This window comes from Streptomyces sp. NPDC090077 (assembly GCF_044747545.1).
Taxonomy (GTDB): Bacteria; Actinomycetota; Actinomycetes; order Streptomycetales; family Streptomycetaceae; genus Streptomyces.
In genome coordinates, this window is record NZ_JBIVEG010000009.1 from 192,473 (window position 1) to 214,702 (window position 22,230).

Below are 22,230 nucleotides of genomic sequence, written 5' to 3' on the forward strand. Positions count from 1 at the left end.
GGGCGGGCGTGGGCCACTCTTCTCCCATGACCGAACGTCCCGTGGTCAAACGCACCGCCCGCGCGATCCTGCTCGACGGTGACGACCTGATCCTCATCAAGCGCACCAAGCCCGGCGTCGACCCGTACTGGCTCACCCCCGGCGGCGGTGTGGAAGCCTCGGACAGCACCGTCGTCGAGGCCCTCCACCGCGAGGTCCACGAAGAGCTCGGCGCCAAGATCACCGATGTGGTGCCCTGCTTCGTCGACACCATCGAGCACATCGCCTCCGGGGGAGTGACCGGGGTGAAGGTGCAGCACTTCTTCGTCTGCCGGCTCGCGTCCATGGACCCGGACCTGCGCCACGGCCCCGAGGTCGACGAACCCCAGGGCGAGTACGAGATCGTCCGCGTGCCCTTCAGCCGGGTGGGCATCGCCGCCGTCCACCTGGTCCCGCTCTCGCTGCGCCACTACCTCGACGGAAACATCGAGGGGGTGCGCGCCATGCACGCCCCCGACCTCGGCTGACGACCCCGGGAGGGCGGCGGGCCGGACCGTTTCAGCCGGCCACGCCCGCCAGCTCCTCCAGGGCGTCGTAGCGGATGCGCTCCCCGGGGATCCCGATCCGCTTCAGAGCGTCCACACCGCTGCGGATCATCGCCGGAGGTCCTGAGATGAAGGCGTCGTACGAGCTCCAGGGGCCGTGCTCGCCGACGGCCTGCGGCAGCTGCCCGGCCATCCCCTCACCGATCACCGGGCGGACCGACAGCCACGGGTGGGAGCGCTGCAATCCGAGCAGGGTGTCCTTGTCGTACAGGTCGTGGTCGCTGCGCGCGCCGAAGAAGACCTCCACCGGCCGCCGCTCGCCGTGTTCGGCCACGTCCTCGATCAGCGCCTTGATGGGCGCGATGCCGGTACCGCCGCCCAGGCACAGCATCCCGTTGTCGGTGGTGTGGTCCACGACCATGGATCCGGCCGGCGGTCCCAGCCGCAGTACGTCGCCCGGCCGGGCGTGCCGCACCAGGGCGTTGGAGACCCAGCCCGCCGGGACGGCCTTGACGTGGAAGGACAGCAGACCGTCCGCGCGGGGCGCCGAGGCGAAGGAGTAGTGCCGCCAGACCCGCGGCCACCAGGGGGTCTCCAGGGTCGTGTACTGGCCTGCGAGGAACGGGTACGGCTGGTCGGGGCGGACCGTCAGCACGGCGATGTCCGAGGTGCGCAGGTCGTGCGAGACCACCTCGGCGTGCCACCAGGCCGGTGCCCTGGCCTCGTCCTCCGCCGCGGCGTCGATCATCGTCTGGGAGATGGCGGTGTACGCGCGCACCCACGCGGCCTCGGTCTCCGGCCCCCAGGTGAGCTCCGCGTACCGGGCCAGTGCGCCGATCAGCGCCTCGCCGACGGCCGGATAGTGGGCCGCCACGGTGCCGTACTTGCGGTGCCCGGCGCCGAGCCGGCGCAGGTAGGGGGTCAGCACCGCCGGGTCGTCGATGTGCTCGGCGGCGGTCAGCAGGGCCTTCAGCAGCCGGTCGCGCTGGACGTCCATGGCCGCCGGGAACATCTCCCGGACCTCTGGGTGCCCCGTGAAGACCAGGGCGTAGAAGTACGAGGTCACCCTGTCCGCGACGGGCGCGATCTCCGCGAGGGTCCGGCGGATCAGTACGGCGTCCGGGGAGGGCTCGATCGGGCCGCCGCCGGAGGGTATCCGGCCCGTCGGTCTGGCCGATCTGGTGGGCGGAGCGTCCATGCGGTGCCTCGCTTCGAGCATCTCGGTCGGGTCTCACACGCGCCACGGCCTCGAATCCGTGGTTCCGGGTTTCACAGCGTGCCAGCCGGCCGAGAGCGCGGCGGAGGAATGGAGGAAACGGTGCTTCGAACCCCCTTTTCCCCTTAAGATGCCGCGACTCCCGGGCGCGCCGGACCCACGAGCTGGTATGCCTCCCGGAGGTCCCGGCCCTGGTAGACGTGGGTGGCCCGGGCCGCCAGATGCGGGCGCGCGTTCACCGCGACCGAGCGCGGGACCGCCTCGAAGAGCACCGCGTCGGTCATGGAGTCCCCGTACGCGACGCAGTCCGCCCGGCCCACCCCGAACCGCGCGCACAGCGAGTCCGCGACCTCCACCTTGCGCTCCGGCGTCAGGATCCCGGCCACGTCGACGGGCCCTGTGAAGGGCACCGCCGGGAAGACGGAGCCGTGAGCGGCGTGCGCCCCCCACTCCAGCAGCAGCTCCACGAAGAACGAGGGGGACAGCGAGATCACCGCGCAGTAGTCGCCGCGCTCCCGGATCTCCGTCCAGACCTCCTGGATGCCCGCCAGCCAGGGCGCCCCGTCGAAGGCCGCCCGGACCTGCGCGGGCGTCAGGTCCGCCCACAGCTCACGGGCCGCGACCGAGAACTCGTGCGGGCCGATCTCCCGCGCGCCGAAGGCCCGCTCCAGCTCGGCGATCTCCGCGTCCACACCGAGCTGACGGGAGATCTCCACGGGCGCGGCCGAGCCGTACATCAGGGTGCCGTCGAGGTCGAACAGGTGCAGCGAAGTCATAGCTGCCGAGGCTATCCGCTCCGTCGGACGGAGCGGATGTTTCACGTGAAACATCCGCTGCCCGGATCCTCAAATCCCTGGACTCGCCACGAACCGATGATCCACTCTGGGCCGGTGACACCACCACCGCTCACCGACCTGCCGATCCGCGCGCTGACCACGGAAGACCTCCGTCACTGCGCCGACCTGTCCGAGGACCGCGGCTGGCCGCGCGAGGACCACAAGTGGGGGCTGCTCCTCGCCGCCGGCGGCGGCTACGGCATCGACGCGCCCGACGGCCGGGGGCTCGCCGCCGCCTGCGTCGTCACCCGCTACGGAGACACTGGGGCGAAGCCCGACCTCGCCGCCATCGGAATGGTCCTCGTCGCCGACCGGTACGCTCGCAAGGGCCTGGGCCGCCGCCTCATGGGGCACGTGTGCGACGACGTGCTCGCAGGCGTCCCGCTCACCCTGCACGCCACCCCGTACGGCCGCCCGCTCTACGAGGAGCTCGGCTTCGACACCACGGGCCGCGCCGAGATGCTCCGGGGCGCCTTCCGCCCCGAGCCGGGCGCACCCGCCGCTGCCCCCTCGGGTGCCCGCGTCCGGCCCGCCTCCGCCGAGGACCTCCAGGGAATCGTCCGGCTGGACACCGAGGTGTTCGGCACCGACCGGACCCACCTCCTCACCCGGCTCCCGGCCTTCACCGACCGGCTGCTCGTCGCCGAGGACCCCTCCGGCACCCTCATCGGCTACGCCGCGATCTGGCCCAACATGGACACCCATGTCGTCGGCCCCCTGATCGCCCGCGACACCGCCACCGCCAAGGCCCTGGTGTCCGCGCTGGCCGCCGGCACCGCACGGGACCTGCGCACCGACATCGACGTCCGCCACGAGGAACTCCTCGGGTGGCTCAAGGAGCGCGGACTGGAGTCCGTCGCCTTCAACACCGTCATGACCCGGGACATCCCGGGCCTTCCGGGTGACTGGTCCCGCCGCTGGGCACCGCTCACCGTCGCCGCCGGCTGAAACGAGGAGACCCCGCATGACCGAAGCCCCCGAGCTCACCATCCGCCCGGCCACCGAGGCCGATCTGCCCGAGATCGTCGCCATGCTCGCCGACGATCCGCTCGGCGCCACCCGCGAGTCCCCGGACGACCTGGCCCCGTACACCGCCGCGCTGAAGCGGCTGACCGAAGACCCCCACCAGCACGTCGTCGTCGCGGTCCGCGGCGAGCGCGTCGTGGGCACCCTCCAGCTGACGATCGTGCCGGGCCTGTCCCGCAAGGGCGCCACCCGCTCGATCATCGAAGGCGTCCGGGTCCATGCCGACGAGCGCGGGAGCGGCCTCGGGACCCGGTTCGTCGAATGGGCCGTCGAGCGGTCCCGCCAGGAGGGCTGCCAACTGGTCCAGCTCACCTCGGACGTGACCCGCACCGACGCCCACCGGTTCTACGAGCGGCTCGGCTTCACCGCCTCCCACGTGGGGTTCAAGCTCCAGCTCTGAGTGGTACCCGCACGGGCCGGGCCGCTGTCGGCGGCCCGGCCTACGGTCGGGAGGATGAGCACCGGCCTCCCCCTCGTCACCACCGTCGAGCGCCGACACCGGCTGGGCCGGCGGCACCGCCTGGCGCCCTCCGCCCGCGCCGCCACCCCGGGCCAGGCCGCGGACGCCGTGGTCGCCCTGCACGCCACGGACGCCGCGACCGTCTTCCTCTCCGTCCGCGCCCGGCTGGCCGGCGGCGGGCCCTCCGCGGTCGAGCAGGCCCTGTACGAGGACGTCAGCGTCGTCCGCATGCTCAGCATGCGCAACACCCTCTTCGCCGTCTCCGCCGAGCTCGCCCCGTACGTGGACTCCTCCACCGCCCGGGGCATCGCGGTGAAGGAACGCCGGACCCTCCTGAAGCACCTCGCGGACGACGGCCAGGGACTCGACGCCGCCTGGCTGGAACGGGCCGAGGCCGCCGCCCTCGACGCGCTCGACGCCCTGGGCACCGCGACGGGCAGCCAGCTCTCCGCGGCGGTCCCCGCCCTGCGGCAGAAGATCACCATCGGCCGGGGCAAGAAGTACGAGGCCGAGACCGGTGTCGCCACCCGCGTCATCCGCCTCCTGGCCGCCGACGGCCGCATCCGGCGGGACCGGCCGCGCGGAACGTGGACGTCCAGCCAGTTCCGGTGGGTGCACAGCCGGCCCTGGTCCGCCGTGGCCGCCGCCGAGGCCCGCGCCGAACTCGCCCGCCGCTGGCTGCACGCCTACGGCCCGGCCACCGAGGCCGACCTCAAGTGGTGGACCGGCTGGAGCCTCACCGACGTACGGAAGGCCCTGGCCGCCGTGGGCCCCGAGGAGGTCCGCCTCGACGACGGCGGCACGGCTCTCGTCCACCCCGGTGACACCGGGCCCGAGCAGGCTCCGGAGCCCTGGGCCGCGCTGCTGCCCGGCCTCGATCCCAGCGCCATGGGCTGGGCTGACCGGGGGTTCCACCTCGACCCGGCCCACCGTCCCGCCCTGTTCGACTACGCGGGCAACATCGGGCCGACCGTCTGGTGGAACGGCGAGATCGTCGGCGGCTGGGCCCAGCGCTCCGACGGGGAGATCGTCTGGCGGCTGCTGGGCAGCCCCGGCCGGGCCGCCGAGGAGGCGGTCGCCGCCGAGGCCGCCCGGCTCGCCGACTGGGTGGGCGAAGCCCGCGTCACTCCCCGCTTCCGCACCCCGCTGGAGCGCGAACTCGTCGCCTGAGGCGGCCGGCGACGCCCGGAGCCGGCCGCCCTGGGCCCGCGGGGCTGTCAGCCGATGCCGCGCCAGCCCTGCGGGTCCGCCCCGCCGGGCACCGGGGCGGCCGGGTCGTAGGGCTCGCGCGTGAAGACGAAGGAGCCGAGGTCGAGATGGCTGACGGAACCGTCCTCGCGCCTGACCGCCCGCAGCGTCTCGCCCGCGTAATAGCCCGTCAGGCCGGTCCAGGTGCCGTCCGCTTCGGCGCGGAAGCGGGCCGGCCGACCGGTGGCGCCGACCGGGCTCAGTTCCAGCGTGCCGTCCCGGAACAGCCGCAGGACCTGCGCCGAAGTACCCCAGTACCAGGGGCCGCACAGCTCCAGCGGCACCTGCTCGTCCGCCCGGAACGGGGCCCACGGCTCGGGGATGCGCGGCTCCGCCTCCGCGACGATCGCGACGAGGTCGGCGGCCACCGTGGAGGCCGGCAGGCCCGAGGTGCAGTTCGCCAGTACGACCGCCGCCACGTCGTCCACCTCACTGAACCAGAGGCCCGCGACGAAGCCGGGCAGCGAACCGCCGTGCCCCGCGAGCCGGCGTCCCCCCTGGTCCGCCAGCTGGAGCCCCAGGCCGTACCCGAGGTCCGCGGAGCCGGGCTCCGGGGGTGCCATCGAGGTGCGCATCTCCCGTACGCTCCCGGCGCTCAGCACCCGGTCGTCGCCCCGCATCAGCAGCCGCGCGAACCGGGCCAGGTCACCGGTGGTGGACCACAACTGACCGGCCGCCGCCATCAGCCCCAGGTCCTCGGACGGCTCCGGCATCATCACGTCGGCCCACGGGTGCACCGCCCAGCCGCCCGCGTGCGGAGCCTGCGGCAGACCGCTCGTACGGCCGAGCCCGAGCGGCTCCAGCACCTCGGCGCGGAGCACCTCCTCCCACGGCATCCCCCGGAGCGCCTCCACGAGCGAACCCAGCAGGGTGTAACCGGGGTTGGAGTAGTGGAACCGGGTCCCCGGCACGTGCTTGAACGGCTCCTGGCCGAGCACGTCGGCGAGCTCCGGCCGCAGCGCCGCCGACGAGCGCTCCCACCACTCGCCCGGGGTCTCCGCCGCGAGACCCGAGGTGTGGGCCAGCAGCTGGGCGATGGTCACCTCGTCCGCACCGCTCCCGGGCAGGTGCTTGCCCAGCGGGTCCGAAAGGTCCAGCAGGCCCTCGTCCCGCAGGCGCATCACCAGGACGGCGGTGAAGGTCTTGGTGATCGAGCCGATCCGGTACTGCACGTTCCCGTCCGGTCCGTGGCCCTCCACGGAGGTCCGGGAGCCCTCCCAGACCACCTCCCCGCCGCGTACGACGGCGGCCACCAGCGAGGGGGACCGCCCTTCGCTCTGGGCGACGGCGACCCGGTGCCGCAGGGCACGCCGGGTGGCGGGGAGCAGTTCCAGGTCTTCAGAGAGCGCGTCCATGATCGGATGCTACGTGTTGGCCATGTCCACGAACCGCGAATAATGGCCCTGGAAGGCCACGGTGATGGTGGCCGTCGGACCGTTTCGGTGCTTGGCGACGATCAGGTCCGCCTCGCCCGCGCGGGGCGACTCCTTCTCGTACGCGTCCTCGCGGTGCAGCAGGATCACCATGTCGGCGTCCTGCTCGATGGAGCCGGATTCACGCAGGTCGGAGACCATCGGCTTCTTGTCGGTGCGCTGCTCGGGGCCACGGTTCAGCTGGGAGAGCGCGATCACCGGAACCTCGAGCTCCTTGGCCAGCAGCTTGAGGTTTCGGGACATGTCCGAGACCTCCTGCTGACGGCTCTCGGGCCGGCGCGAACCGCCCGACTGCATCAGCTGGAGGTAGTCGATGACGACGAGGGAGAGGTCGTTGCGCTGCTTGAGGCGGCGGCACTTGGCCCGGATCTCCATCATCGACAGGTTGGGGGAGTCGTCGATGTACAGCGGGGCTGCCGAGACGTCCGGCATCCGGCGGGCGAGCCGGGTCCAGTCGTCGTCCGTCATGGTGCCCGAGCGCATGTGGTGCAGCGCCACCCGGGCCTCCGCCGAGAGCAGGCGCATGGCGATCTCGTTGCGGCCCATTTCGAGGGAGAAGATGACGCTCGGCAGGTTGCTCTTGATGGAGCAGGCGCGGGCGAAGTCCAGCGCGAGCGTCGACTTGCCCATGGCGGGGCGGGCGGCGATGACGATCATCTGGCCCGGGTGCAGGCCGTTGGTCAGGGAGTCGAGGTCGGTGAAGCCGGTCGGCACACCGGACATCTGGCCGGAGCGCGAGCCGATCGCCTCGATCTCGTCGAGCGCGCCCTCCATGATGTCGCCCAGCGGCAGGTAGTCCTCGGAGGTCCGCTGCTCGGTGACGGCGTAGATCTCGGCCTGGGCGCTGTTCACGATCTCGTCGACGTCGCCGTCGGCCGCGTAGCCCATCTGTGTGATCTTCGTACCGGCCGCGACGAGGCGGCGCAGGACCGCGCGCTCGTGGACGATCTCCGCGTAGTACTCGGCGTTCGCCGCCGTCGGCACGGACTGCACCAGGGTGTGCAGGTACGAGGCCCCGCCGACCTTGCCGATCTCGCCGCGGCGGGTGAGCTCGGCGCCGACCGTGATGGGGTCGGCGGGCTCGCCCTTCGCGTACAGGTCGAGGATGGCCTGGTAGATCGTCTCGTGCGAGGGCCGGTAGAAGTCGTGGCCCTTGATGACCTCGACCACGTCGGCGATGGCGTCCTTGGACAGCAGCATGCCGCCGAGCACCGACTGCTCGGCGTCCAGGTCCTGCGGCGGGACGCGCTCGAAGCCGCCCCCGCCGCCGTCCCAGGAGCCGCCCTCGCGGCCGCGGTCCTGCTGGTCGTCCCCGCGGCCGCGGCCCTCGCCGCCGCGGCGCGAGCGGGCGGGCAGACGGTCACTGGGACCGCTGTCGGCCCAGGGGTCGTCCATGGGCTCGGGCATGCTCACCGGGCCACCTCCTCCCGTCCGCAACGCGGACCTCGCCGTGGCAATCTTTCTACGACACGGCTCTGACATTTGGGACACCCGAAACGGCTCCGGGCGCGTCGGGCAACGCACAACGGTAGGGCCGCGGGCGACGTCAGCCAATCTTGTTATCCACAGGCTGTGTGGATGAGATGTGGACGACGGAGCCAATGCTGTGGGTAAGTCGCCCGAAGCTGTGTACAGACCGGGGGACGACGCTGTGGACAAAATCACCCACCCCCTCCGCGCACCCTAGCTGACCTGCACTTTCCTCTTCCACGGACAGCGGTGGAGAAAATTCTTGGCCACTGTCTCAAGATCGTCCCCAACGGGCCGGAAAGAACGCCCAAGTCAGAGCGTTGGTAAGGATCCAAATACCCTTGCATCCATTACCTGTGGAAGATTAGATTGGGCACATGACACAGGCCCCCACCACCGCGGAGCCGACCGCGAGACGGCACGACCGCGAGATCCTCGCGCTGGCCGTGCCGGCCTTCGGCGCCCTCGTGGCCGAGCCGCTCTTCGTGATGGCCGACAGCGCCATCGTGGGACACCTCGGCACCTCCCAGCTGGCCGGCCTCGGGGTCGCCGCGGCACTCCTGACCACCGCCGTGAGCGTCTTCGTCTTCCTCGCCTACGCCACCACCGCGGCCGTGTCCCGGCGCGTGGGCGCCGGCGACCTCCAGGCCGCCATCCGGCAGGGCATGGACGGCATCTGGCTCGCCCTCCTGCTCGGCACCGCGGTCCTCGCCGCCGTCCTGGTCACCACACCCGGGCTGATCTCCCTCTTCGGGGCCTCGGAGACCGCCACCCCGTACGCAGAGACGTATCTCCGCATCTCTGCGCTCGGCATCCCCGCCATGCTCGTGGTGCTGGCGGCCACCGGCGTCATCCGAGGCCTCCAGGACACCCGTACGCCGCTCTACGTCGCCATCGGCGGCTTCGCCCTCAACGGCGCCCTCAACGTGGCCCTGGTGTACGGCGCCGGCCTCGGCATCGCGGGATCGGCCTGGGGCACCGTCCTCGCCCAGTGGGCCATGGCCGGGGCGTACCTCTTCGTGGTCGTCCGCGGTGCCCGGCGCCACGGCGCCTCCCTGCGGCCCGACCCGGCCGGCATCCGCGCCTGCGCCCAGGCCGGCGTGCCCCTGCTGGTCCGCACCCTGTCCCTGCGCGCCATCCTGATGATCGCGACCGCCGTGGCGGCCCGGCTGGGGGACGCCGACATCGCGGCCCACCAGATCCTGCTGTCCCTCTGGAGCCTGCTCGCCTTCGCCCTGGACGCGATCGCCATCGCCGGCCAGGCCATCATCGGCCGCTACCTGGGGGCCGGCGACACCGACGGCGCCAAGGCCGTCTGCCGGCGAATGCTGATGTGGGGTGTGGTCTCGGGCGTCGTCCTGGGCCTGCTGGTCGTCCTGGCACGGCCCGTGTTCATCCCGCTGTTCACCAGCGACCCGGTGGTCGAGGACGCGCTGCTGCCCGCCCTGCTGGTCGTGGCCCTGGGCCAGCCGGTCTGCGGGGTCGTCTTCGTCCTGGACGGCGTCCTGATGGGCGCCGGCGACGGACGCTACCTGGCGTGGGCGATGCTGCTGACCCTGGCCGTGTTCGCCCCGGCCGCACTCCTGGTCCCCGCCCTCGGCGGGGGGCTGACGGCCCTCTGGTGGGCCATGACGCTGATGATGCTGGTCCGGATGGTCACCCTGCAGCTCCGCGCACGCTCCGGCCGCTGGCTGGTCGCGGGAGCCACCCGGTGACGGGGGGATGTTTCACGTGAAACATCCCCCGCGCAGGTCCGGAAACGACGAAGGGCCGCACCCCGGAGGGTGCGGCCCTTCATGCGCTGCCCTTAGGCGGCGACGACCTCGATGCCCACGTTCGCGACGACCTCGGCGTGCAGACGCACGGAGACCTGGTACGAACCGAGGGTCTTGATCGGGGAGCCCAGCTCCACGCGACGCTTGTCGACCTTCGGGCCACCGGAAGCCTCGACCGCGGAAGCGATGTCGGCCGGGGTGACGGAACCGAAGAGACGACCGGCGTCACCCGCGCGGGTGGCCAGACGGACCTTCACGCCCTCGAGCTTGGCCTTGACCTCGTTGGCCTGCTCGATGGTCGCGATCTCGTGGATCTTGCGGGCGCGGCGGATCTGCGCCACGTCCTTCTCGCCACCCTTGGTCCAGCGGATCGCGAAACCACGCGGGACCAGGTAGTTGCGAGCGTAACCGTCCTTGACGTCGACGACATCGCCGGCGGTGCCGAGGCCAGAGACCTCGTGGGTCAGGATGATCTTCATTAGTCGGTCACCCTTTCCTTATCGCGCGGTGGACGTGTAGGGCAGCAGCGCCATCTCACGGCTGTTCTTCACGGCCGTGGCGACGTCACGCTGGTGCTGCGTGCAGTTGCCGGTAACGCGGCGGGCACGGATCTTGCCGCGGTCGGAAATGAACTTCCGCAGCATGTTCGTGTCCTTGTAGTCCACGTACGCGGTCTTGTCCTTGCAGAAAGCGCAGACCTTCTTCTTAGGCTTGCGCACAGGCGGCTTCGCCATTGTGTCTCTCCTGTGTGATCAAGAAGTTTGGATGGAGCTGCCCTAGAAGGGAGGCTCGTCCGAGTAGCCACCGCCGGAGCCGCCGGAGCTTCCGCCCCAGCCGCCCCCGCCGCCGCCCTGCTGGCCGCCGGCCGGCGCGCTGGACGCCCACGGGTCGTCGGAGGGAGCTCCGCCGCCCTGGGGCCCGTTGCTGGGGGCTCCGCCCCAGCCGCCGCCACCGCCCTGCTGCTGCTGACCGCCGCCGCCGTATCCACCCTGGCCACCGCGACCGGTGGTCTTGGCGACCTTGGCCGTGGCGTTCTTCAGGCTGGGGCCGACTTCCTCGACGTCCAGCTCGTAGACCGTGCGCTTGACACCCTCACGGTCCTCGTAGGACCGCTGCCGCAGCCGGCCCTGCACGATGACGCGCATGCCCCGCTGAAGGGACTCGGCGACGTTCTCAGCCGCCTGCCGCCACACCGAGCAGGTCAGGAACAGGCTCTCGCCGTCCTTCCACTCGTTGGTCTGACGGTCGAAGGTGCGGGGGGTGGACGCGACACGGAACTTCGCGACCGCCGCACCCGAGGGGGTGAAGCGCAGCTCGGGGTCGTCGACGAGATTGCCGACGACCGTGATGACGGTCTCGCCTGCCATGGATGAACCTCTCGGCGGGGATTGCTGCTGGGCTGCTGTGCTACTCGGTCCCGATTACCGCTGAACCGGAGTTCAGTGGGTCTCGGGGCGAAGGACCTTGGTCCGGAGAACCGACTCGTTCAGGTTCATCTGGCGGTCGAGCTCCTTGACGACCGCAGGCTCGGCCTGCAGGTCGAGGACCGAGTAGATGCCCTCGGGCTTCTTCTTGATCTCGTAAGCGAGACGACGACGGCCCCAGGTGTCGACCTTCTCGACCTTTCCGTTGCCCTCACGGACGACGGAAAGGAAGTTCTCGATCAGGGGGGCGACAGCGCGCTCCTCGAGATCGGGGTCGAGGATGACCATCACTTCGTAGTGACGCATGTGGAACCCACCTCCTTTGGACTCAGCGGCCACGGTCGTTCCGTGGCAGGAGGGTCGTGATGCGTGCGCACGGCGTCCGAGAGCAGACACCGCGCAGCTGTACAGACTACCTGCTCGCGTCCTTCCGGTTGAAATCCGGCAGGAGAGGGCCACAATCTGTATCCATCGGGTGTGCCCGGTGCCGTACCCCCCGCCCCAGGCCGGAGGCGGCTCCGCGCACCGCTCTGCGTCAGCCAGGAGGTGCCTTCCGATGGCACAGGCAATGCACGGCCAGTCCTCACCCCCGCCGATCTCCCTCTTGTCCACCGACGGCAAGCCCCACCCGGTCCAGGACACCCTGATGGTGGTGACCCTGGTCCTCGGCGCCGTGGCGTTCGTCACTGCGTTCTTCCACAATCTGCACCTGCTCAGCTCCTGGGCCGGGCTGATCGGGATCGGGACGGGGCTGTACGGACAGTTCATCTCCGCCACCACCCGCGAACGCTTCGCGCTGATCATCGGCCTTGGCGCGTCTGCCTTCGGCTTCATGCTCGGAATGGCGCACGGCGGCCTCTTCGGCGGCTGGCTGGGCTGACCGGGGGACCTCCGCGACGGGGCGCCGGCCTTTCTCCGGCCCGGGCACCGGCCTGTCCCCCAGATGGGTGGCGCCACCGTCGCAGTAGGCTTCGCGCCATAGCAGCGAAGCCGCCGGAGGAGACACCCCGCATGAGCCTGTCCCTGAGCACCATCAGCCGAGAGCAGCATCTGGCGTACCTCCAGAGCCTGCCTTCGGCTAGCCACTGCCAGGTCCCGGCATGGGCCGACGTCAAGAACGAGTGGCGTTCGGAGAACCTCGGCTGGTTCGACAAGAACGGCGAACTCGTCGGTGTCGCGCTCGTGTTGTACCGCCAGCTGCCCAAGGTGAAGCGGTACCTCGCGTACCTCCCCGAGGGCCCGGTCATCAACTGGTACGCCCCGAACCTGGACGAGTGGCTCCAGCCGATGCTGGCCCACCTCAAGCAGCAGGGCGCCTTCACGGTGAAGATGGGCCCGCCCGTCGTCATCCGCCGCTGGAACTCGGCCGCCATCAAGGCCGGCATCCAGGACCCCGAGGTCAAGCGTCTGCGCGACGTCGAGGCCTCGCACATCGAGCCCCGCGCCTTCGAGGTGTCCGACAAGCTGCGCCGCATGGGCTGGCAGCAGGGCGAGGACGGCGGCGCCGGCTTCGGCGACGTCCAGCCCCGCTACGTGTTCCAGGTCCCGCTGGCGAACCGCTCCCTGGACGACGTCCTCAAGGGCTTCAACCAGCTGTGGCGCCGCAACATCAAGAAGGCCGAGAAGGCCGGCGTCGAGGTCGTCCAGGGCGGCTACGAGGACCTGCCGACCTGGCAGTACCTCTACGAGATCACGGCCGAGCGCGACAAGTTCCGCCCGCGCCCGCTCAGTTACTTCCAGCGCCAGTGGACGGCCCTCAACTCCGAGGACCCCAACCGCATGCGCCTGTACATCGCCAAGCACGAGGGCGAACCGCTGGCCGCCGCCACGATGATCACCGTCGGCCAGCACGTCTGGTACTCGTACGGCGCCTCCGCGAACCACAAGCGCGAGGTCCGCCCCTCCAACGCGATGCAGTGGCGCATGCTGCGCGATTCGTACGCACTGGGTGCCAGCGTCTACGACCTGCGCGGTATCTCTGACACGCTGGACGAGAACGACCACCTGTTCGGCCTGATCCAGTTCAAGGTCGGTACGGGCGGCGAGGCCGTCGAGTACGTCGGCGAGTGGGACTTCCCGCTCAACAAGGTGCTGCACAAGGCGCTCGACATCTACATGTCGCGCCGCTGACCCAGCTGTTTTTCGAGAGAGGTTCCGGACGGGCATGGCGCTCACGCTCTACGTCGACACCGCGCGCTGGCGTGCGCACCAGAAGCAGATCACTGACCAGTTCCCCGGTCTGATCCCGGTCTGCAAGGGCAACGGCTACGGCTTCGGCCACGAGCGGCTGTGCGAGGAGGCGACCCGGATGGGCGCCGACATCCTGGCCGTCGGCACCACCTACGAAGCCGCGAGCATCAAGGACCACTTCGGCGGCGACCTGCTCGTCCTCACCCCGTTCCGGCGGGGCGAGGACCCGGTGCCGCTGCCCGACCGGGTGATCCGCTCGGTGGCCTCGGTGGACGGGGTGCGCGGCCTGGTCGGAGCCCGCGTGGTCATCGAGTGCATGAGCTCGATGCGCCGCCACGGCATCTCCGAGCAGGACCTCGGCCTGCTCCAGTCGGCGATCGAGGACGTACGGCTGGAGGGCTTCGCCCTGCACCTGCCGCTGGACCGCCCCGACGGCTCGGACGCCGTCGAGGAGGTCATCGGCTGGATGGACCGGCTGCGCGCGGCCGGCCTGCCGCTGCACACCATGTTCGTCAGCCACCTGCGGGCCGAGGAGCTGGCCCGGCTCCAGCAGCAGTTCCCGCAGACCCGCTTCCGGGCCCGCATCGGAACCCGCCTGTGGCTGGGCGACCACGAGGCGACCCAGTACCGGGGCTCGGTCCTGGACGTCACCCGCGTCGCCAAGGGCGACCGCTTCGGCTACCGCCAGCAGAAGGCCGCCTCCGACGGCTGGCTGGTCGTGGTCGCGGGCGGCACCTCCCACGGCGTGGGCCTGGAGGCCCCCAAGGCCCTCCACGGGATGATGCCGCGCGCCAAGGGCGTCGCCCGGGCCGGTCTGGCCACGGTCAACCGGAACCTGTCGCCCTTCGTCTGGGCGGGCAAGCAGCGCTGGTTCGCCGAACCGCCGCACATGCAGGTGTCGATCCTGTTCGTGCCCTCGGACTCCACCGAGCCGAAGGTGGGCGACGAGCTGGTGGCCCACCTGCGCCACACCACGACGCAGTTCGACCGGGTGCTCGACTCCTGAGCCGGTGCCCGGTCCCCCGGGCCCGCCGGCCCGGTCAGTCCCTGGGGTCCACGCCCCAGGCGACCCGCTGTCCCTCCGAAGGCGCCGCGTACTGCGGCGCCTTCGCCCTTTCCGAGAGGGTGAAGACGTCCTCGGCCCCGTCCAGGACGCCTCCGGAGGGGTCGTCCGAGCCGTCGCGCCGCACGACGTCGCGCTCGGGCAGCAGGATGTCGCGCACGACCACGGCGCACAGGTACAGCGTGGCCAGCAGGTGGGCGGCGATGGCCAGCTGGTAGCCCTCCACGGGCAGGCCCTGGTGCTTGTCCCCGCTGCTCGTGTAGGCGAGGTAGAACCAGATCCCGAGGTAGTACGCGATCTCGCCCGCCTGCCAGATCAGGAAGTCCCGCCAGCGCGGGCGGGCCAGTGCGGCGAGCGGGACGAGCCAGAGGACGTACTGCGGCGAGTACACCTTGTTGGCCAGGATGAACGCGGCGACGACCAGGAAGGCGAGCTGGGCGAAGCGTGGGCGCCTGGGGGCCGTCAGGGTGAGCAGTCCGATGGCGAGGCACAGCAGCAGGGTGAGCCCCGTCGCGTACGTGTTGGCCCCTTCGAGGGGGTTGCCGGTGCGCTGGGAGATCAGCAGCCAGACCGAGCCGAAGTCGATCGGCCGTTCCTGGCTGAACTCGTAGAACCGCTTCCAGCCGTCCCAGGCGACGTACATGACCGGGACGTTCACCAGGAGCCAGGAGGCGGCCGCGCCGAGGGCCGCGGCGCCGAACGCCCGCCACTTGCCGGCCCGCCAGCAGAGCACGAAGAGCACTCCGAGCAGCAGGACGGGATAGAGCTTGGCCGCGGTCGCCAGGCCGATGGCGACGCCGGCGAGCAGGGGCCGGCTGCGCGACCACAGCAGCATCGCGACGGCGGCGAGGGCCACGGCCGGCAGGTCCCAGTTGATGGTGGCGTTGAGCGCGAAGGCCGGCGCCAGGGCCAGGAGCAGGGCGTCCCAGGGCCTGCGGCGGTGGGTGCGGGCGACGCAGACGGCGATGACGGCGGCGCAGGCCATCAGCATGCCCGCGTTGACCATCCAGTACATCTGCTCGCGGTGCTGGATGGAGCCGCCGGTGGGCGTCAGCCAGGCGGCGACCTGCATGAAGGCCCCGGTGAGCACCGGGTACTCGAGGTACTGCATGCCGCCGTACTTGGGGTCGGTCGCGATGTCGGGGAAGCGGTCGAGGTAGGGCACGAGGCCGTCGGCGAAGCCGCGGGCGGAGTACAGGTGCGGGATGTCGGAGTAGCAGGCGTGGGTGTACTGCGAGGCCGCTCCCCGGAACCAGGCCCAGTCGTAGCAGGGGAACTTCTGCACCATGCCCAGCGCGAACATGCCGAGGGCCACGAGGACCACCACGCGGACCGGGCTCAGCCAGTGGCCGCCCAGCCGGGCGCGGCGTCCGACCGGACCCCCGATGAACTCGCTGCCCGCGGCGGCGACCTCGTCGTGCCGGGTGGGCGGTACGGGGCTGTCCTCGTGCACCTTGGTCATGGCGCCCATCCTGCCGTACCGCGCCGTACACGGGGGAGGGCCGCCGCACGGTGTGCGGCGGCCCTCGCCGGTGCGGTACGGGGTCCGGTCAGCCGGAGGCGCCCATGATGCTGCCCCAGTTGCTCGATCCGCCCGGCCGGCCGGGGCGGGTGGGCGGGGAAGGCATCGTGGTGGTGCCGCCGTCGGGGAACCCGCCGGAGCTGGTCCCGCCGTCGTTGCCCGCGTTCGCGCCGCCGGTGACCGTGGGGTCGCAGTTCAGGTTCCAGGGCCTGGGCTTGCAGCTCGGCTTGCCGTTGCCGGACGGCGACGGGGACACCGAGGCGGAGGTGCTCGGCGAGGGGGACACCGAGACGGAGGGCGACGGGACGACCGAGGGGGTCGGCTGGGGGGCTCCGGCCGCGTCCGCGATCACGCCGATGTCCTCGGCCTCCGGGAACTGCTTGACCGGGGTGCCCTTGAGCGCCTCGCGCATGTACTCGGTCCAGATGGCCGCCGGGATGTCACCACCGTGGATGGAGTCGACCCCGCCCACGTGGTTCATCGACATGAGCTCCTTGTTCTTGGAGGTCGGGTCGTTGCGGAAGAGGGTGACCGAGGTGGACAGCTCCGGGGTGTAGCCGACGAACCAGGCCGACTTGTTCTGGTCGGTGGTGCCGGTCTTGCCGGCCGCGGGCCGGCCCAGCTTCTTCGCCTTGGTGCCGGTGCCGTTCTCGACGACGTTGCGCAGGACCTTGGTGACGTTGTCCGCGATGGAGTCGTCCATGGCGCGGGACTCCTTGGGCGGCTCGAAGCCGGGCACCTCCTTGCCGCCCTGGACGACCTTCTTCACGGAGTAGGGCTCCCGGTGGGTGCCGGAGGCGGCGAAGGTGGCGTAGGAGTCGGCCATGCGGATGGCGCTGGGCGTCGAGGTGCCGAGGGCGAAGGAGGCGTTGTTGTTCTTGTCCATCGACTCCGGCAGGATCCCGGTCGCCTTCGCGACCTCGCGGACCTTGGTGTGGCCGACGTCGAAGACGAGCTGGGCGAACGGCACGTTGATGGACTTCTCCATCGCCTCGTTGAGGGTCACGTAGCCGTAGGGGTACTCGCTCTCGTTCTTCTGCCGGAACGGCTGGCCGTCGGAGCCGAGCAGCGGCTTGCCCGCGCGGTCGTTGATCACGGTGAGGTCGTCGGCGTTGTACTTGCTGTCGACCGAGATGCCGGATCCCTTGGAGTTCTGCGTGCCGTACTGCATGGCGGCCGCGAGCACGTACGGCTTCCAGGTCGAGCCGACGGGGACGCCGGAGGTGTTGGCGTTGTTGGCGAAGTACTTGTGGTCCCAGCCGGGCCCGCCGTACAGGGCCACGATCGCCCCGGTCTTCACGTCCACGGAGGCGGCGCCGAACTGCACGAAGGTGTCGTACTGGGGGCGCTTCTTCTCGTCGAGGAAGTCGTTGCGGGTGTCCTCCACCGCCTTGACCAGGGCGTCCACCCTGGGCTTCTCGAAGGTGGTGGTGATCGTGTAGCCGCCGAGGGCCATCTTCTCGGCGGTGATGCCGGTGGTCTTCATGACGTACTGCTTGGCCACCTCGACGAGGTAGCCGGTCTGGCCGGACATCCCGCGGGCCTGCTCGGAGTCCACCCGGGCGGGGAACTCCTTGTACTTGTCCCGCTCCGCCTGGTCCATGCGCCCCACCGCGACCTCGCGGTCGAGCACCCACGCCCAGCGGAGCCGGGCGCGCTTCTCGTTGGCCTCGGGGGTGGCGGCCGGACCGATGCCGCCGTCCGGGTTGTAGAGGTTCGGGCCCTTGAGCAGGGAGGCGAGGAAGGCGCTCTCGGACGGGTTGAGGTCCTTGGCGTCCTTGCCGAAGTAGGCGCGGGCGGCGGCCTGGATGCCGTAGGCGTCCCGGCCGTAGTAGGCGGTGTTCAGGTAGCCGGCGAGGACGACGTCCTTCTCCTCGCTGACACCCAGCTTGATCGCGATGAAGAGTTCGGTGACCTTGCGCTTGAGGGTCTGCTCGGAGTCGAGGAAGGTGTTCTTGACGTACTGCTGGGTGATCGTCGACCCGCCCTGGGTGGAACCGCCCGTGGCCATGTTCACCACGGCCCGCGCGATGCCCATGGGGTCGACGCCCTTGTCCGTCTCGAACGACTCGTTCTCGGCCGCGATCACCGCGTTGCGCATGGACAGGGGGATCTGGTCGATCGAGACGATCTGCCGGTTCGTGGTGCCGCCGGTGGCGACCATCTGGGTTCCGTCGGCCCACTGGAAGACGTTGTTCTGCGCCTTGGCGGCCTTGTTCGCGTCCGGGGTGCCCACGCTGGCGATGCCGATGCCGGCGCCCGCGAAGATCACGGCGAAGAAGCCCAGGAAGGTACCTCCGACCAGCTTCCAGGAGGGCACGAAGCGCTTCCAGCCGACCTTGCCGGCGCGCGGGTAGTCGATGAACCGGCCGCCGCCCTTTCCGCCCCTGCCCCCCTTCCCGCCTGCGCGTCCGCGGCCGGCCGGACTCCGCTGGGCGGCCCGGCGGGCATCGGCCCGGCTCCCGTGCGCTGCGTGTTCCGCATACGGTCCGCCGGGCGGTGCAGCGGGGACGCCACGGCCGGGTCCGGCGCCATGGCCGGGGTGTTGCGGGGCAGCCCTGCGGGGCGCGGCGCGGCCGCCGCCCTGGGGTTGCGGCGGTTTACGGCGGTGCTCGCTCATCGAACGACTACTCCTCGGGCAGGCGAGTGGCCTGGAAGCGGCAGGTGATTCCGGTTCCCCCCGGTGGTCCTGCCGCACAGACTACGCACGGCCAAAACCCAACCAGTGCCGAAGTTCACCCCAAATCAGGCAACTTGCGTCGTACGAATCAGTGATGTGACGCCGGTCACCACGTCACCGCTTGTCGCTTCGAGCGGCCCGTTCTATCGTCTGGATGTATCGAGCCGATACATCAGCTCGACATAAACTCCGAAGCAGAGAGGGGGAGGCGGATGAGCAGACGCTCCGGCATCCTCGAGTTCGCCGTCCTCGGCCTGCTTCGTGAATCCCCCATGCACGGTTACGAGCTGCGCAAGCGGCTCAACACCTCGCTGGGGGTGTTCAGGGCGTTCAGCTACGGGACTCTCTACCCCTGCCTCAAGACTCTGGTCGCAAACGGCTGGTTGATCGAAGAACCGGGGAACGCCCCGGAAGACGCTCTCGCCGCTTCACTCGCAGGGCGCCGCGCCAAGATCGTCTACCGGTTGACGGCAGCAGGTAAGGAGCACTTCGAAGAGCTCCTCTCCCACACCGGCCCCGACACATGGGAGGACGAGTCCTTCGCCGCCCGCTTCGCCTTCTTCGGCCAGACCGAACGAGACGTGCGCATGCGGGTACTGGAGGGCCGCCGCAGCCGGCTGGAGGAGCGCCTGGAGAAGATGCGCGCCTCGCTCGCCCGTACACGGGAGCGCCTGGACGACTACACGCTCGAACTGCAGCGGCACGGAATGGAATCCGTCGAGCGTGAAGTGCGCTGGCTCAACGAGCTCATCGAGAGCGAGCGGGCGGGACGGGATCGGAGACGATCCGGACCGCCCGACGAAACTGCAAAGTGAGGTCTGCATCTCGCAGGCCTCGTTTCCGAGAACAAACAGGGAGCAACCGGAATGGGTTCGGTTCGCGTAGCCATCGTCGGCGTGGGTAACTGCGCCGCCTCGCTGGTGCAGGGCGTCGAGTACTACAAGGACGCCGACCCGGCGTCCAAGGTCCCCGGGCTGATGCACGTCCAGTTCGGCGACTACCACGTGCGCGACATCGAGTTCGTCGCCGCGTTCGACGTCGACGCGAAGAAGGTCGGCCTCGACCTCTCCGACGCCATCGGCGCCAGCGAGAACAACACCATCAAGATCTGCGACGTCCCGAACGCGGGCGTGACCGTTCAGCGCGGCCACACCCACGACGGCCTGGGCAAGTACTACCGCCAGACCATCGAGGAGTCCGCCGAGGCCCCGGTCGACGTCGTCCAGATCCTCAAGGACCGCCAGGTCGACGTCCTGATCTGCTACCTCCCCGTCGGTTCCGAGGTCGCGGCGAAGTTCTACGCCCAGTGCGCCATCGACGCCAAGGTCGCCTTCGTCAACGCCCTCCCGGTCTTCATCGCCGGCACCAAGGAGTGGGCGGACAAGTTCACCGAGGCCGGTGTCCCGATCGTCGGCGACGACATCAAGTCCCAGGTCGGCGCCACCATCACGCACCGCGTGATGGCGAAGCTCTTCGAAGACCGCGGTGTCCGGCTCGAGCGCACCATGCAGCTCAACGTCGGCGGCAACATGGACTTCAAGAACATGCTCGAGCGCGAGCGGCTCGAGTCGAAGAAGATCTCGAAGACGCAGGCCGTCACCTCGCAGATCCCCGACCGCGAGCTCGGCGAGAAGAACGTCCACATCGGCCCGTCCGACTACGTGGCGTGGCTCGACGACCGCAAGTGGGCCTACGTCCGCCTCGAGGGCCGTGCGTTCGGCGACGTCCCGCTGAACCTCGAGTACAAGCTCGAGGTGTGGGACTCCCCGAACTCCGCCGGTGTCATCATCGACGCCCTGCGCGCCGCGAAGATCGCCAAGGACCGGGGCATCGGCGGTCCGATCCTGTCGGCCTCCAGCTACTTCATGAAGTCCCCGCCGGTCCAGTACTTCGACGACGAGGCCCTGGCCAACGTCGAGAAGTTCATCAAGGGCGAGGTCGAGCGCTAGTCGGCCCAAGGGTCCTCCGGACACCTGGTCTTCGACCGCTCTTCCACCGAGGGTCCCCGGACGATGTGTCCGGGGACCCTCGGTGTGTGTGACCCTTGCCCTCATGCCCGTCGTAGGTGATCTGCGCGTACTCCTGTGCCTGAGAGACTTCCGCAACCTGCTCGCCGTACGGTTGTTCTCACAGGCAGCCGACGGCGTCTACCAGGTGGCGCTCGCCACCTACGTGGTCTTCTCCCCGGAGAAGCAGACCTCGCCGGCCGCCATCGCCTCGGCCATGGCGGTCCTGCTGCTGCCCTACTCGGCGATCGGGCCCTTCGCCGGGGTGCTGCTGGACCGCTGGCGCCGGCGCCAGGTCTTCCTCTACGGCAACCTGCTGCGGGCCCTGCTCGCCTGTGTGACCGCCGTGCTGATCGTCGTGCACGTCCCCGACTGGCTCTTCTACGCCTCGGCCCTGTCCGTGACGGCGGTGAACCGCTTCGTCCTGGCCGGGCTCGCCGCGTCCCTGCCCCATGTCGTCCGCGCCGACCAACTGGTCACCGCGAACGCCCTCTCACCCACCGCCGGCACGCTCGCGGCGGTCGCCGGAGGAGGGCTGGCCTTCCTCGTCCGGCTGCTCGCCTCGGGGTCCAACGCCCTCGTCGTGCTCCTCGGCGCCATGCTCTACCTGTGCGCGGCCCTGGTCTCGCTCCGCCTGGCCGTCGGGCTCCTGGGGCCCGATCACCGGGGCGGGCCCGACCACCCCTCGCTCCTCGAAGGGATCGCCCTCACGGTCCGCGGCATGGCCGAGGGCCTCGGGCACCTCGCCCGCCGCCGGGAGGCCGCACGGGCGCTGACCGCGATGACCCTGATGCGGTTCTGCTACGGCGCGCTGACCGTGATGCTGCTGATGCTGTGCCGCTACTCCTGGTCGGACAACGAGTCCGACGGGCTGGCCCTGCTGGGGATCGCCGTCGGGGTGTCCGGGGCCGGATTCTTCGCGGCCGCCCTCGTCACCCCCTGGCTGGTGCACCGTCTCGGACCGCTGGGCTGGATCGTCGTCTGCTCGGCCGCCTCGGCCGTGCTGGTGCCCGCGCTGGGTCTCTTCTTCGCACCGGGGCCCATGCTCGTCGCGGCCTTCGTCCTCGGCCTCGCCACCCAGGGCGCCAAGATCTCCACCGACACGGTCCTGCAGTCCCGGGTGGACGACGAGTTCAGGGGGCGGGTCTTCTCCGTCTACGACGTGCTCTTCAACATCGCCTTCGTCGGGGCGGCCGCCGTGGCGTCCCTCATGCTCCCCGCGGACGGCCGGTCCGTCGCCCTGCTCGTCAGCGTGGCCTTGCTCTACGCGGCCACCGCCGGGTTCCTGCGGCGCCGTGTTTCACGTGAAACATCGCCCCGGTGACGGCCGGAGCGTGCGGTGGCGATGTTTCACGTG

The 22,230-nt window shown here is 70.6% G+C and carries 21 protein-coding genes; 11 read left to right on the plus strand and 10 right to left on the minus strand.

Annotation, left to right across the window (positions count from 1 at the left end; genetic code table 11):
* The first annotated feature begins 26 nt into the window (after window positions 1-26).
* Window positions 27-506 carry an NUDIX domain-containing protein gene (locus tag ACIPW5_RS17895; protein ID WP_401245660.1) on the plus strand — a complete coding sequence of 160 codons (480 nt, stop codon included), beginning with the start codon at window positions 27-29 and terminating at the stop codon, window positions 504-506.
* Between the two features lie 31 nt (window positions 507-537).
* On the opposite strand, the gene ACIPW5_RS17900 is transcribed toward ACIPW5_RS17895, so the two are convergent.
* Both ACIPW5_RS17900 and ACIPW5_RS17905 read right to left on the minus strand, forming a co-directional pair.
* Window positions 538-1,722: a globin domain-containing protein gene (locus ACIPW5_RS17900; RefSeq protein ID WP_401245662.1), complete on the minus strand. Its 1,185-nt coding sequence runs from the start codon at window positions 1,720-1,722 to the stop codon at window positions 538-540.
* Window positions 1,723-1,865: 143 nt separating this feature from the next.
* On the minus strand, window positions 1,866-2,516 hold the full coding sequence (locus ACIPW5_RS17905) for an HAD family hydrolase (protein ID WP_401245664.1): 651 nt from the start codon (window positions 2,514-2,516) through the stop codon (window positions 1,866-1,868).
* 114 nt (window positions 2,517-2,630) lie between these two features.
* On the opposite strand from ACIPW5_RS17905, the gene ACIPW5_RS17910 reads away from it, so the two are divergent.
* From ACIPW5_RS17910 to ACIPW5_RS17920, 3 genes are read left to right on the plus strand one after another with little or no spacing between them, the layout of a single operon-like run.
* Window positions 2,631-3,524 carry a GNAT family N-acetyltransferase gene (locus tag ACIPW5_RS17910; protein WP_401245666.1) on the plus strand — a complete coding sequence of 298 codons (894 nt, stop codon included), beginning with the start codon at window positions 2,631-2,633 and terminating at the stop codon, window positions 3,522-3,524.
* A 16-nt stretch (window positions 3,525-3,540) separates the two neighbouring features.
* Window positions 3,541-4,002 carry a GNAT family N-acetyltransferase gene (locus tag ACIPW5_RS17915; RefSeq protein WP_401245668.1) on the plus strand — a complete coding sequence of 154 codons (462 nt, stop codon included), beginning with the start codon at window positions 3,541-3,543 and terminating at the stop codon, window positions 4,000-4,002.
* A 54-nt stretch (window positions 4,003-4,056) separates the two neighbouring features.
* Window positions 4,057-5,232 (plus strand): winged helix DNA-binding domain-containing protein, encoded by a 1,176-nt coding sequence (locus tag ACIPW5_RS17920; protein ID WP_401245670.1) that lies wholly within the window; start codon window positions 4,057-4,059, stop codon window positions 5,230-5,232.
* Between the two features lie 47 nt (window positions 5,233-5,279).
* Here the strand turns inward: ACIPW5_RS17920 and ACIPW5_RS17925 are convergent, their stop codons facing one another.
* Both ACIPW5_RS17925 and dnaB read right to left on the minus strand, forming a co-directional pair.
* Window positions 5,280-6,665, minus strand: coding sequence for a serine hydrolase domain-containing protein (locus tag ACIPW5_RS17925; RefSeq protein WP_401245672.1), 1,386 nt, complete (start codon window positions 6,663-6,665; stop codon window positions 5,280-5,282).
* Between the two features lie 9 nt (window positions 6,666-6,674).
* Window positions 6,675-8,138 (minus strand): replicative DNA helicase, encoded by a 1,464-nt coding sequence (gene dnaB / locus ACIPW5_RS17930; RefSeq protein WP_401245817.1) that lies wholly within the window; start codon window positions 8,136-8,138, stop codon window positions 6,675-6,677.
* A gap of 452 nt (window positions 8,139-8,590) precedes the next feature.
* Here dnaB and ACIPW5_RS17935 point away from each other — a divergent pair, with 452 nt between their 5' ends.
* Complete coding sequence (locus ACIPW5_RS17935) at window positions 8,591-9,928, plus strand: MATE family efflux transporter (RefSeq protein ID WP_401245674.1); 1,338 nt, start codon at window positions 8,591-8,593, stop codon at window positions 9,926-9,928.
* 92 nt (window positions 9,929-10,020) lie between these two features.
* On the opposite strand, the gene rplI is transcribed toward ACIPW5_RS17935, so the two are convergent.
* From rplI to rpsF, 4 genes are all read right to left on the minus strand, one after another.
* Entirely contained in the window at window positions 10,021-10,467 is a 447-nt protein-coding gene (gene rplI / locus ACIPW5_RS17940) for a 50S ribosomal protein L9 (RefSeq protein ID WP_125594108.1), read from the minus strand.
* An 18-nt stretch (window positions 10,468-10,485) separates the two neighbouring features.
* A complete protein-coding gene (gene rpsR, locus ACIPW5_RS17945) occupies window positions 10,486-10,722 on the minus strand; it encodes a 30S ribosomal protein S18 (RefSeq protein WP_005315025.1) in 237 nt (78 codons plus the stop codon).
* Between the two features lie 42 nt (window positions 10,723-10,764).
* A complete protein-coding gene (locus ACIPW5_RS17950; protein WP_125813384.1) occupies window positions 10,765-11,355 on the minus strand; it encodes a single-stranded DNA-binding protein in 591 nt (196 codons plus the stop codon).
* A 72-nt stretch (window positions 11,356-11,427) separates the two neighbouring features.
* On the minus strand, window positions 11,428-11,718 hold the full coding sequence (rpsF, locus tag ACIPW5_RS17955) for a 30S ribosomal protein S6 (RefSeq protein ID WP_007265254.1): 291 nt from the start codon (window positions 11,716-11,718) through the stop codon (window positions 11,428-11,430).
* Window positions 11,719-11,968: 250 nt separating this feature from the next.
* Between rpsF and ACIPW5_RS17960 the strand changes: the two genes are divergently transcribed.
* The 3 genes from ACIPW5_RS17960 to ACIPW5_RS17970 all read left to right on the plus strand — a co-directional run bounded on the left by ACIPW5_RS17960 (window position 11,969) and on the right by ACIPW5_RS17970 (window position 14,608).
* On the plus strand, window positions 11,969-12,292 hold the full coding sequence (locus ACIPW5_RS17960; RefSeq protein ID WP_401245677.1) for a hypothetical protein: 324 nt from the start codon (window positions 11,969-11,971) through the stop codon (window positions 12,290-12,292).
* A 131-nt stretch (window positions 12,293-12,423) separates the two neighbouring features.
* Window positions 12,424-13,542, plus strand: a complete 1,119-nt coding sequence (locus tag ACIPW5_RS17965) for a peptidoglycan bridge formation glycyltransferase FemA/FemB family protein (RefSeq protein ID WP_007265252.1) — start codon at window positions 12,424-12,426, stop codon at window positions 13,540-13,542.
* Window positions 13,543-13,576: 34 nt separating this feature from the next.
* Window positions 13,577-14,608, plus strand: coding sequence for an alanine racemase (locus tag ACIPW5_RS17970; protein ID WP_401245679.1), 1,032 nt, complete (start codon window positions 13,577-13,579; stop codon window positions 14,606-14,608).
* Between the two features lie 34 nt (window positions 14,609-14,642).
* On the opposite strand, the gene ACIPW5_RS17975 is transcribed toward ACIPW5_RS17970, so the two are convergent.
* Together ACIPW5_RS17975 and ACIPW5_RS17980 are read right to left on the minus strand one after the other, a co-directional pair.
* On the minus strand, window positions 14,643-16,127 hold the full coding sequence (locus ACIPW5_RS17975) for a glycosyltransferase family 87 protein (protein WP_401245681.1): 1,485 nt from the start codon (window positions 16,125-16,127) through the stop codon (window positions 14,643-14,645).
* A gap of 88 nt (window positions 16,128-16,215) precedes the next feature.
* Window positions 16,216-18,807: a transglycosylase domain-containing protein gene (locus ACIPW5_RS17980; RefSeq protein ID WP_401245682.1), complete on the minus strand. Its 2,592-nt coding sequence runs from the start codon at window positions 18,805-18,807 to the stop codon at window positions 16,216-16,218.
* Between the two features lie 272 nt (window positions 18,808-19,079).
* Between ACIPW5_RS17980 and ACIPW5_RS17985 the strand changes: the two genes are divergently transcribed.
* From ACIPW5_RS17985 to ACIPW5_RS17995, 3 genes are all read left to right on the plus strand, one after another.
* Window positions 19,080-19,682 (plus strand): PadR family transcriptional regulator, encoded by a 603-nt coding sequence (locus ACIPW5_RS17985; RefSeq protein WP_249766869.1) that lies wholly within the window; start codon window positions 19,080-19,082, stop codon window positions 19,680-19,682.
* A gap of 51 nt (window positions 19,683-19,733) precedes the next feature.
* A complete protein-coding gene (locus ACIPW5_RS17990; RefSeq protein ID WP_401245684.1) occupies window positions 19,734-20,816 on the plus strand; it encodes an inositol-3-phosphate synthase in 1,083 nt (360 codons plus the stop codon).
* A gap of 103 nt (window positions 20,817-20,919) precedes the next feature.
* A complete protein-coding gene (locus ACIPW5_RS17995; protein WP_401245686.1) occupies window positions 20,920-22,197 on the plus strand; it encodes an MFS transporter in 1,278 nt (425 codons plus the stop codon).
* The last annotated feature ends 33 nt before the right edge of the window (window positions 22,198-22,230 follow it).

What these genes read in the sequence shown, in the direction of transcription:
- ACIPW5_RS17895 (WP_401245660.1), top strand. Translation starts at nt 27, where the DNA reads ATGACCGAACGTCCCGTGGTCAAACGCACCGCCCGCGCGATCCTGCTC.
- ACIPW5_RS17900 (WP_401245662.1), bottom strand. Translation starts at nt 1,722, where the DNA reads ATGGACGCTCCGCCCACCAGATCGGCCAGACCGACGGGCCGGATACCC.
- ACIPW5_RS17905 (WP_401245664.1), bottom strand. Translation starts at nt 2,516, where the DNA reads ATGACTTCGCTGCACCTGTTCGACCTCGACGGCACCCTGATGTACGGC.
- ACIPW5_RS17915 (WP_401245668.1), top strand. Translation starts at nt 3,541, where the DNA reads ATGACCGAAGCCCCCGAGCTCACCATCCGCCCGGCCACCGAGGCCGAT.
- ACIPW5_RS17920 (WP_401245670.1), top strand. Translation starts at nt 4,057, where the DNA reads ATGAGCACCGGCCTCCCCCTCGTCACCACCGTCGAGCGCCGACACCGG.
- ACIPW5_RS17925 (WP_401245672.1), bottom strand. Translation starts at nt 6,665, where the DNA reads ATGGACGCGCTCTCTGAAGACCTGGAACTGCTCCCCGCCACCCGGCGT.
- dnaB (WP_401245817.1), bottom strand. Translation starts at nt 8,138, where the DNA reads ATGGACGACCCCTGGGCCGACAGCGGTCCCAGTGACCGTCTGCCCGCC.
- ACIPW5_RS17935 (WP_401245674.1), top strand. Translation starts at nt 8,591, where the DNA reads ATGACACAGGCCCCCACCACCGCGGAGCCGACCGCGAGACGGCACGAC.
- rplI (WP_125594108.1), bottom strand. Translation starts at nt 10,467, where the DNA reads ATGAAGATCATCCTGACCCACGAGGTCTCTGGCCTCGGCACCGCCGGC.
- rpsR (WP_005315025.1), bottom strand. Translation starts at nt 10,722, where the DNA reads ATGGCGAAGCCGCCTGTGCGCAAGCCTAAGAAGAAGGTCTGCGCTTTC.
- ACIPW5_RS17950 (WP_125813384.1), bottom strand. Translation starts at nt 11,355, where the DNA reads ATGGCAGGCGAGACCGTCATCACGGTCGTCGGCAATCTCGTCGACGAC.
- rpsF (WP_007265254.1), bottom strand. Translation starts at nt 11,718, where the DNA reads ATGCGTCACTACGAAGTGATGGTCATCCTCGACCCCGATCTCGAGGAG.
- ACIPW5_RS17960 (WP_401245677.1), top strand. Translation starts at nt 11,969, where the DNA reads ATGGCACAGGCAATGCACGGCCAGTCCTCACCCCCGCCGATCTCCCTC.
- ACIPW5_RS17965 (WP_007265252.1), top strand. Translation starts at nt 12,424, where the DNA reads ATGAGCCTGTCCCTGAGCACCATCAGCCGAGAGCAGCATCTGGCGTAC.
- ACIPW5_RS17970 (WP_401245679.1), top strand. Translation starts at nt 13,577, where the DNA reads ATGGCGCTCACGCTCTACGTCGACACCGCGCGCTGGCGTGCGCACCAG.
- ACIPW5_RS17975 (WP_401245681.1), bottom strand. Translation starts at nt 16,127, where the DNA reads ATGACCAAGGTGCACGAGGACAGCCCCGTACCGCCCACCCGGCACGAC.
- ACIPW5_RS17980 (WP_401245682.1), bottom strand. Translation starts at nt 18,807, where the DNA reads ATGAGCGAGCACCGCCGTAAACCGCCGCAACCCCAGGGCGGCGGCCGC.
- ACIPW5_RS17985 (WP_249766869.1), top strand. Translation starts at nt 19,080, where the DNA reads ATGAGCAGACGCTCCGGCATCCTCGAGTTCGCCGTCCTCGGCCTGCTT.
- ACIPW5_RS17990 (WP_401245684.1), top strand. Translation starts at nt 19,734, where the DNA reads ATGGGTTCGGTTCGCGTAGCCATCGTCGGCGTGGGTAACTGCGCCGCC.
- ACIPW5_RS17995 (WP_401245686.1), top strand. Translation starts at nt 20,920, where the DNA reads ATGCCCGTCGTAGGTGATCTGCGCGTACTCCTGTGCCTGAGAGACTTC.